Annotated in this window: 10 protein-coding genes; 6 read left to right on the plus strand and 4 right to left on the minus strand. The window is 62.1% G+C overall.

Features of this window, described 5'->3' with window-relative positions; all coding sequences use genetic code 11:
* Positions 1-93: 93 nt before the first annotated feature.
* The 5 genes from rimP to P0Y65_18265 all read left to right on the plus strand — a co-directional run bounded on the left by rimP (position 94) and on the right by P0Y65_18265 (position 6703).
* Positions 94-774: a ribosome maturation factor RimP gene (gene rimP / locus P0Y65_18245; GenBank protein WEK04100.1), complete on the plus strand. Its 681-nt coding sequence runs from the start codon at positions 94-96 to the stop codon at positions 772-774.
* The gene (gene nusA, locus P0Y65_18250; protein WEK04101.1) at positions 775-2382 is read left to right on the plus strand and encodes a transcription termination factor NusA; all 1608 of its coding nucleotides are present in this window, start codon (positions 775-777) and stop codon (positions 2380-2382) included. It begins immediately after the preceding gene.
* A gap of 25 nt (positions 2383-2407) precedes the next feature.
* On the plus strand, positions 2408-3109 hold the full coding sequence (locus tag P0Y65_18255; protein ID WEK04102.1) for an RNA-binding protein: 702 nt from the start codon (positions 2408-2410) through the stop codon (positions 3107-3109).
* A complete protein-coding gene (infB, locus tag P0Y65_18260; GenBank protein ID WEK04103.1) occupies positions 3102-5978 on the plus strand; it encodes a translation initiation factor IF-2 in 2877 nt (958 codons plus the stop codon). The genes P0Y65_18255 and infB overlap by 8 nt, the downstream gene beginning before the upstream one ends.
* Positions 5979-6103: 125 nt before the next feature.
* Positions 6104-6703 (plus strand): YcxB family protein, encoded by a 600-nt coding sequence (locus P0Y65_18265; GenBank protein ID WEK04104.1) that lies wholly within the window; start codon positions 6104-6106, stop codon positions 6701-6703.
* Positions 6704-6840: 137 nt separating this feature from the next.
* Here P0Y65_18265 and P0Y65_18270 read toward each other — a convergent pair whose 3' ends face one another.
* The 4 genes from P0Y65_18270 to P0Y65_18285 all read right to left on the minus strand — a co-directional run bounded on the left by P0Y65_18270 (position 6841) and on the right by P0Y65_18285 (position 12348).
* Positions 6841-7467: a L,D-transpeptidase gene (locus P0Y65_18270; protein WEK06838.1), complete on the minus strand. Its 627-nt coding sequence runs from the start codon at positions 7465-7467 to the stop codon at positions 6841-6843.
* A gap of 275 nt (positions 7468-7742) precedes the next feature.
* Positions 7743-9884: a polyribonucleotide nucleotidyltransferase gene (pnp, locus tag P0Y65_18275; GenBank protein WEK04105.1), complete on the minus strand. Its 2142-nt coding sequence runs from the start codon at positions 9882-9884 to the stop codon at positions 7743-7745.
* A 364-nt stretch (positions 9885-10248) separates the two neighbouring features.
* Positions 10249-10518: a 30S ribosomal protein S15 gene (gene rpsO / locus P0Y65_18280; protein WEK04106.1), complete on the minus strand. Its 270-nt coding sequence runs from the start codon at positions 10516-10518 to the stop codon at positions 10249-10251.
* A 132-nt stretch (positions 10519-10650) separates the two neighbouring features.
* Positions 10651-12348 (minus strand): sensor histidine kinase, encoded by a 1698-nt coding sequence (locus P0Y65_18285; GenBank protein ID WEK04107.1) that lies wholly within the window; start codon positions 12346-12348, stop codon positions 10651-10653.
* A 231-nt stretch (positions 12349-12579) separates the two neighbouring features.
* Here P0Y65_18285 and miaB point away from each other — a divergent pair, with 231 nt between their 5' ends.
* Complete coding sequence (gene miaB / locus P0Y65_18290) at positions 12580-13974, plus strand: tRNA (N6-isopentenyl adenosine(37)-C2)-methylthiotransferase MiaB (protein WEK04108.1); 1395 nt, start codon at positions 12580-12582, stop codon at positions 13972-13974.
* The last annotated feature ends 6 nt before the right edge of the window (positions 13975-13980 follow it).

The following is a 13980-nucleotide window of genomic DNA, read 5'->3' on the forward strand; positions in this document are numbered from 1 at the left end:
CGTCGAACCGGTCTATATAGACCTCAACATCTCTAGCAATTTTGCAGAGTGGGAGCCGCCCGGCCCCGCTCTTTTTTGTTACCTAGGGGACCGATGAGCTTCGACCTCACCGAACCACGCTATATCAAAGAGACGGGTCTTGAAGCCCGGATCGCCCGCATTGTCGAGCCCGTGGCCAATGGCCTGGGCTTCTCGCTTGTGCGCATCAAGGTCACTCAGGAAAATGGCTGCACGCTGCAGATCATGGCCGAGGACGAGCATGGGCGTTTCACCATCGTCAACTGCGAGGCACTGAGCAAGGATCTCTCGCCGGTGCTGGACGTGGAAGACCCGATCGACCGCGAATACCATCTCGAGGTCAGTTCGCCCGGCATCGACCGGCCGCTGGTGCGCCGTCGTGATTTCGCGACCCATATCGGCCATGAGGTCAAGATCGAGCTCAGCGACATGATCAATGGCCGCAAGCGCTTCCGCGGCTTCATCAAGGCTGTCGAGGATGATGCCTTCATCCTCACCCTACCCGATGCGCCTGGCGGGACCGATCCCGATCATCGGCTTTTGTTCTCGACGATTGGCGAAGCCAAGCTGGTGATGACCGATGCGCTGATGGAAAAGGCCCGCCTCGACCAGGAAGCCCATCCCATCGACGACGACGAGACCGAAACGGTCGAGTTTACCGAAGCCGACAACGACGACGACAATACCGACGACCCGGAGACCGAAACGGTCGAGGACACGGCGGCAGATACTGTTACCTCCAAGGAGTCCAACTAAATGGCCGTTAGCGCGAACCGCCTCGAGCTGTTGCAGATCGCAGATGCCGTTGCCCGCGAAAAGTCGATCGACCGCATGGTCGTGATCGAGGCGATGCAGGACGCCATGGAAAAGGCCGCCAAGGGCCGCTACGGCGCCGAGACCGAGATCAAGGTCGAGATCAATCCGCGTTCGGGCGAAACCCGCATGTGGCGCCTGCTGGAAATCGTCGACGCCGTCGAAGAGCCCAGCCGCCAGATCGAGCTCAAGTTCGCCCAGGCCAAGTCGCCCGAAGCCAAGGTTGGCGACTTCCTGACAGAACCGCTGCCGCCAATGGAATTCGGCCGCATCGCGGCGCAGTCGGCCAAGCAGGTCATCGTGCAGAAGGTGCGCGATGCCGAGCGTGAGCGCATGTATGACGAATATTTCGGCCGCATCGGCGAAATCGTCAACGGCTCGGTCAAGCGCGTCGAATATGGCAATGTGATCGTCGACCTGGGTCGTGGCGAAGCCATCATCCGCCGCGACGAGCTGATCCCGCGCGAAATGTTCCGCTATGGCGATCGCGTGCGTGCTTATGTGTACGACGTGCGCCGCGAACAGCGCGGTCCGCAGATTTTCCTCTCCCGCACCCATCCGCAGTTCATGGCCAAGCTGTTCATGCAGGAAGTGCCCGAGATCTATGATGGCGTGATCACCATCCGCTCGATTGCCCGTGATCCGGGTTCGCGCGCCAAGATCGCCGTGACCTCAAATGATAGTTCGATCGATCCGGTCGGCGCCTGCGTTGGTATGCGCGGCAGCCGCGTGCAGGCGGTTGTTGCCGAGCTGCAGGGCGAAAAGATCGACATCATTCCCTGGACCGACACGATTGCCGACCTCGTCGTTTCGGCACTGCAGCCGGCTGATGTGGCCAAGGTGGTGCTGGACGAGCAGGCCGAGCGTATCGAAGTCGTGGTGCCCGATGAACAGCTGTCGCTGGCCATCGGCCGTCGTGGCCAGAATGTGCGCCTCGCTTCGCAGCTGATCGGCTGGGATATCGACATCCTGACCGAACAGGAAGAAAGCGAACGCCGCCAGAAGGAATTCACCGAACGCTCGACCCTGTTCATGCAGGCCCTTGACGTTGACGAGATGGTTGCCCAACTATTGGCTTCGGAAGGCTTCTCGTCGGTCGAGGAACTGGCCTATATCGATGCGAATGAAATCGCCTCGATCGAAGGCTTCGACGAAGAAACCGCCAGCGAAATCCAGAACCGCGCTGCCGAATACCTGGCCGAGATCGACCGTGCCCATGACGAAGAGCGCAAGAAGCTCGGCGTCGAGGACGAACTGTACGAAATCCCGGGCCTCAATGCAGCCATGCTGGTTGCCCTGGGCAAGGATGGCGTCAAGTCGGTTGAAGACTTTGCCGGTTGCGCTTCGGACGATTTGATCGGCTGGAGCGAGCGCAAGGACGGCGAGACCAAGCGTTTCGACGGCACGTTCAAGGACTTCCCGGTTTCCCGTGAAGAAGCCGAGGACATGATCCTGCAGGCCCGTCTCAAGGCTGGCTGGATCAATGAGGAAGATCTGCCGGTCGAAGCGGGCGACGACGAAATCGTCGCTGAAGAAGAGGCCTCGGCCTAACGGCCGTTTCGGAGCGAGGGACCAGATGGCCCGGCGCGAAGAAACGACCAGGATGTGCGCTCTGACACGGGCTGAAAAGCCCGTGGCGGAGCTCATCCGCTTTGTGCTGGGACCTGACGATGTTCTGGTGCCCGATACGGATGCCAAGGCCGAAGGTCGCGGCGTCTGGATCAGCCTCAACAGGGCCATGGTCGCCGAGGCGGTGAAGAAGAAAGTGTTCGCGCGCAGCCTCAAGCAAGAGGTCAAGCTGCCGGACGATCTGCCGGGACTGACCCAGATCCGGCTCGAAGGGCGCTATTCCAACGCGCTGAGCATGGCGCGCAAGGCGGGCCAGCTGACTTTCGGGGCGACAAAGGTCAAAGCCCTGATCGATACGGGCAATCTGATTGCCCTGATCACTGCCACCGATGCCGCCGAAGACGGGCGCAGCAAGATGGTGGGACCGCTCAAGGCGCTGCATTACGCGGCGCAAGAAGAAGAAATTGAAGGGTTCGACGTGCCCCATTTCGAATTGCTCTCTTCAGAGCAAATGGGTTTGGCACTTGGACTTGAAAATGTGATACATGCTGCCCTCACGAGAGGGGCGGCAGCCCAATCGGCAGTGGAAAAGGCCCGTAGACTGGCCCTTTACACTGCCAAACCGACGGACAAGGACACCGACCGCCCCGCGGTTGACGGTGAACTTTTGTCCGCGGCCACCGACGAAAGACGCGAGATACATGGCTGATAACGACGACAAGCGCACCGACGACACTGGCGCGAAGAAGACTCTGACATTGAAGGGCGGCCCGGGCCTGGGCAACCGTCCCGGCATGTCGCGCGGTCCTTCGCGATCCACAGTGGTCGTCGAGAAGCGTACGCGCCTGGTACCCAAGCCCAATGCACCGAGCGCACCGCATCGCCCGCAAAGCGCTTCGGGCGCACCATCGCAGGGTCAGCGCCCCTCTGGCGGCCGTCCGGCCCAGCAGCAGCGTGCCCCGCTCGGGCTGAGCGCAGCCGAAGCCGAGGCCCGTCGTCAGGCCCTGGCTCTGGCCGGCGCCCGCGCGGCCGAGGACCAGGAACGCTTCGCTGCCGAAGAAGCCCGCCGCATGGAAGAAGACGCTCGTCGTCGCCAGGTGCGCGAAGAGGCCGAACGCGCCGAAGCAGCGCGCCGCGAAGAAAATGACGCGCCGGCAACCCCCGTTGCCGAGGCTGCGCCTGTTGTGGCCCCTGCCCCCGAGGCTCCGGCTGCTGCGGCCGCACCAGAAGCTGCAGCTCCTGTGGCTGCTGTCGACGAGCCGCGCCAGCCCTATGTGCCGGCCAGCCAGCGCAATCCCGGCCCATCGGCCGTGCGCATTGCGGCCGGTCGTCCGGGCCAGCCGCCGCGTCCGCCACGCGTCGAGCGTCCGAGCAATACCCGCCCGGAAAGCGAACGCGGGGCCAATGCCTTTATCAAGCCGGGTGCCGCTGGTGCGCCGGGTGCCCGTCCGGGCGCTCCGGGTGCGCGTCCCTCGGGTACAGCCGGCCGTCCGGCTGGCGAACGTCGTCCCGGTGCCGGCATGGCGCCGATCGGCAATGTGCCGCCCGCCGGTCCCAATGAGGCCGACGGTCGCAAGATTCGTACCGGCTCGCCCTCTGCCCGCCCGACGACAGAAGCCGAACTCGAGAATGCCCGCCGCGCCTCACGCGCTGCGCCGGAGCGTCCGACACGCCGTGCCGGTGAAGATGCCAGTGCCCGTGGCCGCCTGACGGTTTCGACGGCAACGACCGAAAACGATCGCGACAAGGGACCGTCCCTCGCCGCCATGCGTCGTCGTCGTGACAAGAAGATGGGTCGCAACCAGCAGGACGCGCCCAAGCTCAGCCGCGAAGTCGTGATCCCGGAAGTCATTACGGTTGCCGAACTGGCCAACCGCATGGCCGAACGGTCCGTCACCGTCATCAAGATGCTGATGCAGCAGGGCACGATGGCCACGATCAACGATGTGGTCGATGCCGATACGGCCGAGCTCATCGCGACCGAACTGGGCCATACAGTCAAGCGCGTGTCGGAAGCTGACGTGGAAGAAGGCCTGTTCGACATTGCGTCGGACGACAAGGCCGAAGATCTGACCGATCGTGCACCGGTGGTGACGATCATGGGTCACGTCGACCACGGCAAGACCTCGCTGCTCGACGCGATCCGCGAGGCCAATGTGGTCTCGGGCGAAGCCGGTGGCATCACCCAGCATATCGGCGCCTATCAGGTCGAGAAGAAGGGCCAGAAGATCACCTTCCTCGATACCCCGGGCCACGAGGCGTTCACTGCCATGCGTGCCCGTGGCGCCCAGGCTACCGATATCGCCGTGCTTGTTGTGGCAGCCGACGACGGCGTGATGCCGCAGACGATCGAATCCATCAAGCATGCCAAGGCGGCTGGTGTTCCGATCATCGTGGCGATCAACAAGATGGACAAGCCGGAAGCCAATCCGACCCGCGTTCGCACCGAGCTCTTGCAGCACGAAGTGTTCGTGGAATCCATGGGCGGTGAAGTGCTGGACGTCGAGGTTTCGGCCAAGACACAGGAAGGCCTCGACAAGCTGCTCGAAACCATCCTGCTGCAGGCCGAAGTGCTCGAACTGCGTGTGGCCCGTGACGGCCGTGCCGAAGGCATTGTGGTGGAAGCCAAGCTCGATCGCGGCCGTGGTGCCGTGGCGACGGTCCTCGTCCAGCGTGGCACGCTGGCCATCGGCGACATCCTCGTCGCCGGTACCGAGTTTGCCCGCGTTCGCGCCCTGATCAATGATAAGGGCGAGCAGGTCAAGGAAGCCGGTCCTTCGGTTCCCGTGGAAGTGCTCGGCTTTACCGGCGTTCCCAATGCCGGCGACCGCTTCTCAGTCGTCGAGACGGAAGCCCGTGCCCGCGAAGTCACCGAGTATCGCCAGCGCGCCATCCGTGAAAAGACGGCTGGCGGCGGTGCAACCAGCCTTGAGCAGATGATGAATCAGCTCAAGATCGCCGGGATCTCGAAGTTCCCGCTGATCATCAAGGGGGACGTGCAGGGTTCGGTCGAAGCGATCGTCGCCTCGCTCAACAAGCTCTCCACCGACGAAGTGTCGGCGCAGATCCTGTTCTCGGGCGTGGGTGGTATCACCGAGTCGGACGTAACTCTGGCTTCCGCTTCGAACGCCATCGTCATCGGCTTCAACGTCCGTGCCAACAAGCAGGCGACGGATCTGGCCACGCGCGACGGCATCGAAATCCGCTATTACAACATCATCTACGACCTCGTGGATGACGTGAAGAATGCGATGAGCGGTCTGCTGAAGCCCGAACGCCGCGAAACCTTCATCGGTTACGCGGAAATCCTCGAAGTCTTCCAGATCACCAAGGTCGGCAAGGTTGCCGGTTGCCGTGTCACCGAAGGCATCGTGGAACGTGGTGCCGGCGTGCGCCTGCTGCGCGACAACGTCGTCATCCACGAAGGCAAGCTCAAGACGCTCAAGCGCTTCAAGGATGAAGTCAAGGACGTCCAGATGGGCCAGGAATGCGGCATGGCCTTCGAGAACTACGAAGACATCCGTGCCGCCGACGTCATCGAATGCTTCCGCGTCGAGACCGTGCAGCGCACGCTCTAAGAGGCGACAACAGATTTGGAAAAGGGCGTGGCGCGAGCCGCGCCCTTTTTCTTTGCGCTCGTTTTCCTCAGGCAGTTTCAATCTGCTAGCATTGGCAGATGTTTTGACGATTTGAGGCCAATCCCTTGCCAGAGACCCGCCCTGCAGAAGCCAGCCTGACCTATGCGGTCGATTTCAACGATCTGTTCGAAGCCAGTGCGGTGATGAGCAACCGGCGCTATCCGTTGCCTCACCGCCTGAAACTGTTCGGGGTCATTGTGGGGATCATGATCGTTGGAGGTCTGCTGTCAGCCGCAGGCGGGATTGTGGTCAATCGCTTGGTGCCTGATATCAGCGGCTGGCCGGTGACGATTGTACTTCTCAGCATCCTCGTGACCTTTTACGCCAAGGTGCTGTCGCCCTGGTCAATCCGCCAGGCAGCGGGCGTCATCAAGGGCATGCGACCACCCGGCCCGATGCAATTTTCGACCGACGAGACGGGAATGCGCTGGGTCGATGCGGATATCGACTTTCGGCTCAACTGGAGCGGCGTGGAAGCGATTTACTGCACATCACGGGCCTTCGCCTTCATGAGCGGTGCCATCGCGCTGGTGCTGCCCCTTGCAGCCTTTCCTGACCATGAGGCGCGAAAGCGGTTCCTGGAACAGGCACTGGAGAAGATTTCTCCGGAGGCTGCCGAGGTGAGCCGCAAAGACAGGTCTTTGCAGGCGATGCTCGCGGCATGAAAAAGGCCCGCTCGATGAGCGGGCCCTGATCGATTGTCTTCCGGGTCCTTGTCGCGGCAGCAGGAAACTTTGCTTCGGTGACTACGGATTCCGAAACAAGGCGTCCAGCTGCCGCGGCAGCGACCCGGAAGCGGAGATCAGTTGATGACGACGACGCGGGCGCCAACGGGGACGCGAGCGTAGAGATCAATGATGTCCTGGTTCATCAGGCGGATACAGCCGGAGGAAACATTGGTGCCGATGGTATAGGGCTCGGTAGTGCCGTGCAGGCGGAACAGCGTATCGGCGCCATTCTTGTAGAGGTAAAGCGCACGGGGGCCGAGCGGATTGGTCGGGCCGCCTTCGAGGCCGCCGGCATAGGGGCCGTAGCGGTCAGGTTCGCGGGCGATCATCGAGCGGGTCGGGGTCCAGCGCGGCCATTCGGCCTTGCGGCCGACGGTGGCGGTGCCACGGAAGACCAGCGCTTCGGTCTTGCCGACGCCGACGCCGTAGCGCAGGGCGCGACCGCCCTCGAGCACCAGATAGAGGAAACGGTTGGGCGTATCGACGACGATGGTGCCCGGACGCTCGGTCGTGCTGTAGGGCACTTCCTGGCGCCAGTACTGTGGATCGACACGGCGCAGGTCCATGGCAGCGACGGGGAACTTTTCGTTCAGCATCGCGCCATACATGGCCTGATAATAGGGGTCGATCTGCGGTTCCTGCACCGTCGGGGTACGGGTGGAGGAGCAAGCGGCCAGCGCGACAGCGGGCAGGCCAATCATGAACAAGCGACGAGAGAGCAAGACAGATCCTGGAAACAGGGTGACGCGAAAAATTGTGTGTGGGCAAAGACCTATGCGGCGCATGACTGCGCCGCTAGTGCAGGAAAGCCTCACTTGCCTAACGGCAGCTCAACAGAGCGGTTCCCTCGCGCCAATGTGATGATTTCTACTGTTGCCTTGATGCAACAACCCTAGATGACGACAGGCCCGGACTGATCCGGGCCTGTTGCAAAAATGAACGAAGTCTAAACGACTTCTAGGAGCAGCGCAGACGATTACTCGCCGGCTTCTTCGCCCTTGGCGACTTCCTTGCCGGTTGCCTGATCGACAACCTTCATGGACAGGCGGACCTTGCCGCGCTCGTCGAAGCCGAGCAGCTTGACCCAGACCTTGTCGCCTTCCTTGACCACATCGGTGGTCTTGGCAACGCGCGCTTCGGCGAGCTGGCTGATATGCACCAGGCCATCCTTGGCGCCGAAGAAGTTGACGAAGGCGCCGAAATCGGCGGTCTTGACGACGGTGCCCTGATAGATGGCACCCACTTCGGCTTCGTCGGTGATCGAGCGGATCCACTTGATGGCGGCTTCGATCTGCGAACCGTCAGAGGACGAGATCTTGATCGTGCCGTCGTCGTCGATGTTGATCTTGGCGCCGGTCTTTTCGACGATCTCGCGGATCACCTTGCCGCCGGTGCCGATCACTTCACGGATCTTGTCGGTCGGGATCTTCATGGTCTCGATGCGCGGAGCGAATTCGCCCACTTCCGAACGGGACGCGGTGATGGCATTGGCCATTTCGCCCAGGATGTGGATGCGGCCGCCCTTGGCCTGCTCGAGGGCGATCTTCATGATCTCCTCGGTGATGCCGGCGATCTTGATGTCCATCTGCAGCGAGGTGATGCCCTGGTCGGTGCCAGCCACCTTGAAGTCCATGTCGCCGAGGTGATCTTCGTCACCCAGGATGTCGCTGAGGACAGCGAACTTCTCGCCTTCGAGGATCAGGCCCATGGCGATACCGGCAACGGGACGGGCCAGCGGCACGCCGGCATCCATCAGCGCGAGCGAGGTGCCGCAGACGGTTGCCATCGAGGACGAGCCGTTGGACTCGGTGATCTCGGACACGATGCGGATCGTGTAGGGGAATTCCTCGACGGTCGGGCGGATCGGGTTGACGGCGCGCCATGCGAGCTTGCCGTGGCCGATTTCGCGACGGCCCGGGGAACCCATGCGACCAGCTTCACCCACCGAATAGGGAGGGAAGTTGTAATGCAGCAGGAAGTTCTGCTTCTGGGTGCCTTCGAGCGAGTCGATATACTGCTCGTCTTCGCCGGTGCCGAGAGTGGCAACGACCAGGGCCTGGGTTTCGCCGCGGGTGAACAGCGCCGAACCATGGGTACGGGGCAGGACGCCAACTTCGGAAACGATCGGGCGGACGGTCTTGAGATCGCGGCCGTCGATGCGGAGGCCCGTGTCGAGCACGTTCCAGCGAACGATCTTGGCCTGGAGGTTATGGATCACTTCGCCGAGGGCTTCGGCGGAGACGTCACCAGCTTCGACCTTGGCGGCAAAGGCTTCCTTGACGGATTTCTTGGCAGCATCGACAGCGGCATAGCGCTGGGCCTTGTCAGTGATCTTGTAGGCAGCGCGCAGGTCGGCTTCGGCAACCTTGAGCACGTCGGCTTCGAGGGCCGAGTAGTCGGGCGCCTGGAAATCGCGGGGTTCCTTGGCGGCCAGTTCGGCCAGCTTGATGATGGCCTGGATGACCTTGCGCGACTCGGCATGGCCGAACATCACGGCGCCGAGCATGATCTCTTCGCTCAGTTCCTTGGCTTCGGACTCGACCATGAGAACGGCGTCTTCGGTGCCGGCCATGACGAGATCGAGCTTGGATTCGGAGCGACGGTCAACGGCGAGGTTGAGGACATATTCGCCATCGACATAACCGACGCGGGCAGCGCCGATCGGGCCCATGAAGGGAACGCCCGAAATGGTCAGGGCAGCGGAGGCTGCGACCATGGCCAGAACGTCGGGATTGTTTTCCATGTCGTGCTGCAGAACGGTGACGACCACCTGGGTCTCGTTCTTGTAGCCTTCGGGGAAGAGCGGGCGGATCGGACGGTCGATCAGGCGAGACGTCAGGGTCTCGTTCTCGGTCGGGCGGCCTTCACGCTTGAAATAGCCGCCCGGGATCTTGCCGGCGGCGAAGTATTTTTCCTGGTAGTTGACGGTCAGGGGGAAGAAGTCCTGGCCCGGCTTGGCGGACTTGGCGCTGACGACGGTGGCCAGCAGCACGGTTTCGCCCAGGGTGGCGAGCACGGCGCCATCGGCCTGGCGGGCCATCTTGCCGGTTTCGAGCGTCAGGGGCTGACCGCCCCAGTTGAGCTCGACCTTGTGGTAATCGAAATTGATCGTGGACATGTAAACGTCTTTCCATTCTGCCGGTGAGCGGTAACGCAGGGGCGTAGTAGTCCCGCGAACTCAGTCCGGTGCGCCCGCACCCGTCGCCACACCCCATGTGTGACCCGGGCTCAAAATCAGGCGCGGTTCATCTGTTGGCGAAGACGAAACATGGGCAAGACAACAAGCCGCTCTATCCAAGTTAGTCGCGCGGTCGAACCGAAAAAGTCTGTCAACTTTTTCTGACCACGCTCCGGACGTTCAGAGCGGCCAATAATCCTGCCATGTTCCGGACGACGCCGGTCTACGCAGTGTGCTCCAGCCTCAGGGCCAAAGCGAAAGCGGGTGCGGAGAGACCCCGCACCCGCCGTATTTCTTGCGCGCGTTAGCGGCGCAGACCCAGCTTTTCGATCAGGGTCTTGTAGCGGGACTCGTCGATCTTCTTGACATAGTCGAGAAGGCTACGACGGGTCGAAACGAGCTTCAGCAGGCCGCGACGGGAATGGTTGTCCTTGGCGTGACCCTTGAAGTGTTCGGTGAGGTTGGCAATGCGTTCCGACAGGATCGCAACCTGGACTTCCGGCGAACCGGTATCGTTTGGCTTGGTTGCGTATTCCAGGATCAGAGCGGTCTTGCGCTCGGCAGTGATCGACATCGGGCAATCCTTTACATTAGAGGATGTGGCGCCCCGGCCGGGATGTCGTCCAGGCGGGGCCGTGAATGCCTGGGCCCCAAAGGGCCGCAAGACTGGCGGCTCTATAGTGCAAAGAGCCGGATAATGCCAGAATTATTCGTCATCCTCGTCGGTCTCGCCATGCTTGGCATGGAAGGGATCGACGGCCGACAGGGGAATGGAGAAGTGCCATTCGATGCCATTGCCGTGGCAGTTGCGCTCGACATCGGCGCCGAGCGAACGCCCCACCATGGATTTGAGCACCGTGGTGCCGAAACCAACCCGGTCACTGGTCTCAAGTTTTTGGGCCACGGTCTCGCGCCAGAGGAAGTCCAGCTTGCCGTCGGCCACCGCCCAGGTGACGGCAAGCGTGCCGCCATCTTCGGCGAAAGCGCCGTATTTGACGGCGTTGGTGGATAGTTCGTGCAGGGCCATGCCGATGATCTGGGCCGCTTGGGCATTGATGCGGACTTCGGGGCCGTGGAGTTGGATTCGTTTCGGATCATCGGGGCTGAAGGTGGCGATCTGGCTTTCGACCAGTTCGCCCAGCGAGACGCCGGCCCGGCCATGGGTCAGCAGCAGATCAGTCGAGCGTGCCAGACCGAGGATGCGTCGCTCGAAGGCCTGGACATAGCTTTCGACATCGTCGGCACCGCGGGCGGTCTGCTTGGCCATGGCGGCAATGACGGTCATCTGGTTCTTGGAGCGATGAGCCACTTCGCGCATCAGGAAGCGCACCTCGTTTTCGGCGGCCTGGCGATCAGTGGAAGCCTGGGCAAGCGCCTCGGAAACTTCGGCGATTTCAGCAACCGGATAGGGCGTAGCGGTGACCGGACGGCCGGCGCCAAGACGGCGGGCGTCGCGGGCGAGGCCGCGAACCGACGAGCCGATGCGGCGGCTGACCCAGAACATGGCCGCGACGATGAGGCCGAGCAGGATCAGCCCACCAGCCATCAGATAGAGCAGGGCCGTCATCAGGGGCTGGGTAATGGTCCAGATCGGCGCCCAGGCGACAAGGCGCCAGCCGGTGGTGCCGGAGCGCTGGATGACCCCCAACGCCGCTCCATCGGTTGTCTCGATACTCTGCCAGCCGATGGCAAAGCGCTGTGTCATGGCATCGAAGGCGCCGAACTCATCACCGACATTGCCGACGCCGGCGCTGGCGGCAAGGATGCGACCGTCATTGTCGAGCAGGGCCGTGTTCCAGCCCGCGGGCAGGCTGTTGGCCGAGAGAGCCGAGGCAAAATTTTCAGCCTCTTGATTGAGGGCAATGAGCTTTTTGCCATATTGGCCGAGATCGACCGGCAGCAGAATGTTGTAGACCCAGGACTTCGAGACATTGCCGAAGACCAGGTCGGTTACCACCACGGCATTGCTGTCGAAGGCCTTCTGCGCCGCCTCGATGTCGCTGGCGCGACTGTCGGGGCTGTCATAGGGCACGCGCGTGCTGGCAAAGGTGGTAAAATCGGGATTGACCACGAAGAGATTGGCATCGGTATCTTCGAGCGCCAGCTTGGTGCGGATATAGAAGCCACGGAAATCGCCTTCGCGGAGGGAAGGCGAGGCGGCGAGTACGCGCAGCGTCGTGACATTGGCCAGGATTTCGCGTTCCATGGCCTGGACGATGGAGCGGGATGTGGCGACGATCAGCGTTTCGACCACGTCTTCTTGCGCCGCCTGATAGCGCTGGATCAGCACACCGGCAAACAGAAAGCTGGGCACCACGCTGACCAGGACCAGCGCAACGAGATAGTTGATGATCGAGCGGCGGCCCATTTTCAACTGGGTCTTGCCGGTATCCGTCAATGTCATGCCAATCCGCGCGTGATTGGCAAGAGCACAGGCGAATAATCTCGATTCGCGCGCCTCTTGCCCCCTGCCCAGAAGCATAGAGGGTTTGCAGCGCAGCGAGCAATCTCAAAGCACAACGGGATTGCTTTATGACGATTCAGAGTCTGGTGAGACTATTATCATCGGCCGCAGAATGCGCTGGGCTATCGAGGGCTCTTTGAGTATCACGCGATCCTCTGATAAAGAGCGGCCATGACCGAGACCCGCGCCAATACCAAGAAGCTGTTCATCAAGACCTATGGGTGTCAGATGAACGTCTATGACAGCGACCGCATGATGGATGCACTAGCGCCGCATGGTTATGAGACGACGCTGGACATGGCGCAGGCAGACCTGGTGTTGCTCAATACCTGTCATATCCGCGAAAAGGCTTCGGAGAAGGTGTTCTCCGAGCTGGGTCGGCTCAAGGAATTGCAGAATGAGCGCCGGGCGCTGGGCGGCGACATGATGATCGGCGTAGCCGGCTGTGTGGCGCAGGCCGAGGGCGAAGAGATTGCCCGCCGCGCCCCGGTCGTCGACATGGTGTTCGGGCCGCAGGCCTATCACAAGCTGCCCGACATGCTGGCGCGCACCGAAAGCCAGCGGCACATGCATCAAGCGCTGCGCAAGCCGATTGTCGACACTGACTTCCCCGAGGAAGATAAGTTTGCCCATCTGCCCGCCGCCCGCAAGGAAGTGACCATCAAGCGCGGCCTGACGGCGTTTCTGACCGTGCAGGAGGGCTGCGACAAGTTCTGCAGCTTCTGCGTTGTGCCCTATACGCGCGGCGCCGAGGTTTCGCGGCCGGTGGCACAGGTGCTGGCGGAAGCACGCGGGCTGGCCGAGGCTGGGGTCAAGGAACTCACCCTGCTGGGCCAGAACGTCAATGCCTATCACGGCGATGACAAGGGCCGCGTGGTCGGCCTTGGCGAACTGGCCTATATGCTGGCGGAGATATCCGGCCTCGAGCGGCTGCGCTATACGACCAGCCATCCGCGCGACATGGACGATGCGCTGATGGCGGCGCATCGCGACCTCGATATCCTGATGCCCTATCTGCACCTGCCGGTGCAGTCCGGTTCGGACCGGATTCTCAAGGCCATGAACCGGCGCCACACCGCGGCCGAATACATGACCGTCATCGACCGCATCAAGACGGCGCGGCCGGACATGGCGCTGTCGGGTGATTTCATCGTCGGCTTTCCCGGCGAGACAGACGAGGATTTCGAGGACACGCTGACGATCATCCGCGACGTCGGCTATGCCTCGGCCTATTCCTTCAAATATTCGACACGCCCCGGCACGCCTGGTGCTGGCCTCACCGATCAGGTCGACGAGGCGGTCAAGAGCGAGCGCCTGTGGCGTTTGCAGGAGCTGGTCAACCAGCAGACCACCGATTTCCATGCTAGTTGCGTCGGCAAGACCTTGCCGGTGCTGATCGAACGACCGGGCCGGATGGCTGGGCAGGTGGGCGGCCGTTCGCCCTATCTCCAGGCGGTGCATCTCGAAGGCAGCACCGACCTGATCGGGTCGATCCATCAGGTCGAGATCGTCGGGACAAGCACGAACTCGCTGGTGGGCCGGCTGAAGGTAGCGGTGGCAGCCTAATCCTCG

Origin of the sequence: Candidatus Devosia phytovorans (assembly GCA_029202405.1) — a bacterium.
GTDB lineage: Bacteria > Pseudomonadota > Alphaproteobacteria > Rhizobiales > Devosiaceae > Devosia > Devosia phytovorans.